Source organism: Cellulomonas hominis, from assembly GCF_005239125.1.
GTDB classification, from domain to species: Bacteria; Actinomycetota; Actinomycetes; order Actinomycetales; family Cellulomonadaceae; genus Cellulomonas; species Cellulomonas hominis_A.
In genome coordinates, this window is record NZ_SZYE01000253.1 from 1 (window position 1) to 4360 (window position 4360).

Sequence of the window (4360 nt, forward strand, 5' to 3'; positions counted from 1 at the left end):
GCCCGGCCCGGGCCCCGCCGCCGCCGTCGACGCGTGGCGCGCGCCCGTCGAGCCGGTGGTCGTCGTCGCGCCGTTCGACGGCCCCGACGTCCCGTGGGCGGCCGGGCACCGCGGCGTCGACCTCCGCGCGCCGGTCGGCACGCCCGTGCTGGCGCCGCGCGCCGGGGTCGTCACGTTCGCCGGCGTCGTGGTCGACCGGCCCGTGCTCACCGTGCGGCACGACGACGGGCTGCGCAGCTCCGTCGAGCCGGTCGTCGCGGCCGTCGAGGTCGGTGACCGGGTCGCCGCGGGGTCGCCGGTCGGGACCGTCACCGCCGACCGCAGCCACTGCGAGCCGACGTGCCTGCACTGGGGCGTGCGCGACGGCGACGTCTACCTGGACCCGATGCTGCTCCTGAGGGGCGGGCCGGTGGTGCTGCTCGCCCGGGACGCCCGGGTCGCCGGCGGGTCAGCCGCGGTCGGCCTCGGTCAGCCGCGCGCGCAGACGCAGCATCGCGGCCGTGTGCATCTGCGAGATGCGGGACTCGGTGACGCCGAGGACGCGGCCGATCTCCGCGAGCGTCATGCCCTCGTAGTAGTAGAGCACCAGGACGAGCTTCTCCCGCTCGCCGAGCTGGTCGATCGCCCGGGCCAGCAGGAACTTCGTCTCCTGCGCCTCGAACGAGTTCTCCGGGTCGGGCGTGCGGTGGTCGCCGAGGGTGTCCAGCAGCGACAGCCTGTCACCGCGGTCCTCCCCCGCGCCGAGCAGCTCGTCCAGGGCCGCCACGTTCACGGTGGAGAGCTGGGTGAACAGCGCGCGCAGCTCGCGGATGTCCATCTGCAGCCGCGCGGCCACCTCGGACTCCGTCGGCACGCGGTGCAGCGCGCTCTCCAGCTCCGCGTACGCGCGGTCGACCGCGCGGGCCTTCGTCCGCACCGAGCGCGGGATCCAGTCCATTGCGCGCAGCTCGTCGATGATCGCGCCGCGGATGCGGGCGCTCGCGTACGTCTCGAACTTGACCGAGCGGCCCGGCTCGTACTTCTCGATCGCGTCGATCAGCCCGAACATGCCGTACGACACGAGGTCGGCCTGCTCCACCATCGCCGGCAGGCGCATGCCCACGCGCCCCGCGACGGCGGTGACGAGCGGCGCGTAGTGCAGGATCAGCCGCTCGCGCACCAGGCGGTCGCCGCCCGACTTGAACAGCTGCCAGTCCTGGGCGACCGGGTCGAGCACGGGGTCGGCGAGCGCCTCGAGCTCGTCCAGCTCCGGGTCCGCGACCGCGGTCAGCGCCACGACCACCTCGAGGTCGACGTCGTCGAGCTCGACCTCCGCCGCCTCGGTGGCGACCGCGATCGCGCCGGCCGCGTCGAGGTCGAGCTCGTCGACCTCCGGCGTCTGCTGGCGCGGGATGACCCCGAGGGGTGCGGTGGTCGAACCCGGCCCGCGGCGCGACGTGGCAGCCAGCGGGACCGTGTCCTCAGCCGGAACTGACATGGGCCTCTCCATCTCGGACGTCATGCGCGGGGGTGGGCCTGCTCGAAGGACGCGCGGAGGCGGTCCGCGGTCACGTGGGTGTAGCGCTGCGTGGTGGCGAGGCTGGCGTGGCCCAGCACCTCCTGCACGCTGCGGAGGTCGGAGCCGCCCTCCAGGAGGTGGGTGGCGACCGAGTGCCGGAGCGCGTGGGGGGCCACGTCGCTCACGCCCGCGGCGGCGGAGACGTCGTGCACAGCCTGGCGCAGCTGGCGCTGGTCCGCACGTCCGCCGCGGCGACCGAGCAGGAGCGCGGGCCCCGAGGTCTCCGTCGCGAGCACCGGGCGACCCCGGGCCAGCCAGGCCTCGACGGCCTCGACGGCGAGCTCGCCGACCGGGACGACGCGCTGCTTGGCGCCCTTGCCGGTGAGCCGGATGGTGCGCGTCGCCAGGTCCAGGTCGTCGACGTCGGCGCCGCACAGCTCGCCGACGCGCGCGCCGGTCGCGTACAGCAGCTCGAGCGCGGCCCAGTCCCGCAGGTGGACCGGGTCGCCGTCGTCCGCGCGCACCCGGGCCGTGTCCAGCAGCGCGGCCGCCGAGCCCTGGTCCAGCACGGTCGGCAGGTGCGACGCGGGCCGGGCGCTCGCCAGGCGCAGCGCCGGGTCCTGCGCGACGCGCCCGGTGCGGGCCGCCCACGCGAAGAAGGTGCGCGCCGCCGCGCCGCGCCGGGCGAGCGTCGCCCGGCTGCGCTCGGCGGCCGCCATCGAGGCCAGCCAGCCCCGCAGGACGGTGATGTCGACGCCCGTCAGCTCCGGCACGCCGTGCCGGCGCGCGTACGCCGCGAGGTCCTCGAGGTCGCCCAGGTAGGCACGCACGGTGTTCTCCGAGAGCCCGCGCTGGGCGCGCAGGTGGAGCGCGAACGCGTCGGTCACCGGGGACGTCCCCCGAGCCGAGTCCACTGCCGCCCCCGTGTGCACGGCACTACCGTCACCCGTCACACCTCCGGGCGACAAGCGGTCTGTGGCGCGTTTCACCCACCCCTGTACGAATCACGGTCATATGTCCGATTCCATGTCGGGATTTCCTACCGTTCGGGAGCGGTTCCCGGGCGGTTGCGTCCACCTGTCGGACACGGCGCCGTCGCCTCGCGGCTCGCCCGCGCGGGTGAATGCGTTTTCCCGAGCACGATCCTGCCCGAAGCAGTCCCGTGCGCTGTTTGGCCAGGGGCCGCACGGGTGAACGCGGGCGCGGGCGCCCGAACCCGGGCGCATTCCCGACCGGTCATACGGCTTTGTGGTTGCGGCTTCCGCGAAATGTGCTCCGCCCCGGCTCTCGGTGTCGATCCCCCGCTCCCCGTCACCCCCAGCCCCGCCCGTCACCTCGGCGGTGCGCCCCTGCTCGTGGTCCGCCGGCCCCGGGGACGCCGTCCACCCGCCGCCAGCGCCCCTCGGCCCGGCGTGCCGCGCCGGCGAGCTCGAGCAGCCCCAGGGCCGCCACGGCCTCGTGCTCCGCGAGCCCGGCACGCCGTGCGACGTCCGGCACGGCCAGGGCGCGGCGGCGGTCGAGGGCGTCGAGAGCGCGCGCGGCGGGGCTGTCGGCGCGGTCGACCACGACCGGCCGTCGTGGTCCGGCGGGCGTCCCGGGGTCGGTGCGCCCCGGGTCGCCCGACCCCGCGCCGCCCTGTCCCGGGGGGCCCAGCAGTTCGGCGACCTGCGCGGCGTCGGTCACGCACACGGCGGCCCCGTCACGGAGCAACCGGTGGCACCCGGCCGAGGCCATCGAGGTGATCGGGCCGGGCACGGCGCCGACGGGTCGGAGGAGCTCGGCCGCCCGGGCAGCCGTGCTGAGCGCCCCGCTGCGCCAGGCCGCCTCGACGACGACGGTGGCGCCGGCCAGCGCCGCGATGACCCGGTTGCGCTGGAGGAACCGGGCCCGGCTCGGCGGGGTGCCCGGCGGGCTCTCGGCGACCAGGGCCCCGCCCTCGTCGACGATCCGCTCGAGCACCGCGAGGTTGCCCGCTGGCGTCGGCCGGTCGATGCCGCCCGCGAGCAGCGCGACGGTCCGGCCGCCGGCCGCCAGGGCCCCGCGGTGCGCCGCGACGTCCACGCCGAAGGCGCCGCCCGACACGACGGTGACGCCCCGATCGGCCAGGCCCACCCCGAGGTCGCCGGCCACACGCTCGCCGTACGCCGTGGCCGCCCGGGCGCCGACCACCGCGACCGACCGGGCCGCCAGCGCGGTCAGGTCCGGCTCGCCCCGCAGCCAGAGGCAGAGCGGCGCCGCGGGGCCGAGGTCGTCGAGGCGCCGTGGCCAGGCCGGTGACCCCGGGACCAGCAGGACGCCCCCGCGCTCGCCGAGGTCGTCGAGCGCGGGACGCGGGTCCAGGTCGGCGAGCCGCGGCGCCCAGCGTGGCAGCGCCCGGCCGAGCACGCGGAGGACGCTCGCGGGCCAGCGGTCGACGCCGTCGGCCGCGGCGTGCTCGTCGCCACCCGGACGGCCGGGCCGCGTCGCCGCGGAGGTCGCCGCTCCGCCACCGAGATCGGCGCCTTCGCCCGAGATCGGTTCCTCTGACCACCGATCTCGGCTCGGAGCGCCGATCTCGACGCCCGGGGGCGCTCCCGTCGCGGGGCGGGTGTCCGCGCCCGGTCCGGCCGCCCGGTCGCCGGACCGTGCGAGGTCGCGCAGCCGGCGCAGCGCGTCCGCCGGGGTGACGGTCACCGCCCACAGGGCCCACGCGAGCGCGGCGGGCGCGCCCAGCGCCGCCACCACCGCGCCGGCGGTCGTGTCACCCGGCTCGGCGACGATGCTCCACGCGGCGCGCGCCCACGCCTCGCCCCCGCGCTCGGCACCCGCCCACGCCTCGCCCCCGCGCCCGGCACCCGCCGACCCCTCGCCCCCGCGCCCGGC

At 77.5% G+C, this 4360-nt stretch carries 3 protein-coding genes and 1 pseudogene; 1 reads left to right on the top strand and 3 read right to left on the bottom strand.

Annotated elements, in window-relative coordinates; translation table 11 throughout:
• Positions 1-145: 145 nt before the first annotated feature.
• A pseudogene (locus FA014_RS20845) lies at positions 146-325 on the top strand (M23 family metallopeptidase); the annotation flags it as partial.
• Positions 326-448: 123 nt separating this feature from the next.
• Here the strand turns inward: FA014_RS20845 and whiG are convergent.
• From whiG to dprA, 3 genes are all read right to left on the bottom strand, one after another.
• Positions 449-1477 carry an RNA polymerase sigma factor WhiG gene (gene whiG / locus FA014_RS18245; protein ID WP_154731040.1) on the bottom strand — a complete coding sequence of 343 codons (1029 nt, stop codon included), beginning with the start codon at positions 1475-1477 and terminating at the stop codon, positions 449-451.
• Positions 1478-1497: 20 nt separating this feature from the next.
• Positions 1498-2385, bottom strand: a complete 888-nt coding sequence (locus FA014_RS18250; protein ID WP_230323379.1) for a tyrosine recombinase XerC — start codon at positions 2383-2385, stop codon at positions 1498-1500.
• A 424-nt stretch (positions 2386-2809) separates the two neighbouring features.
• Positions 2810-4360, bottom strand: a 1551-nt coding sequence (gene dprA, locus FA014_RS18255) for a DNA-processing protein DprA (protein ID WP_230323381.1), incomplete at its 5' end; no start/stop codon positions are given.

Coding starts and splice junctions, on each gene's coding strand:
- whiG (WP_154731040.1), bottom strand. CDS start 1,477: ATGTCAGTTCCGGCTGAGGACACGGTCCCGCTGGCTGCCACGTCGCGC.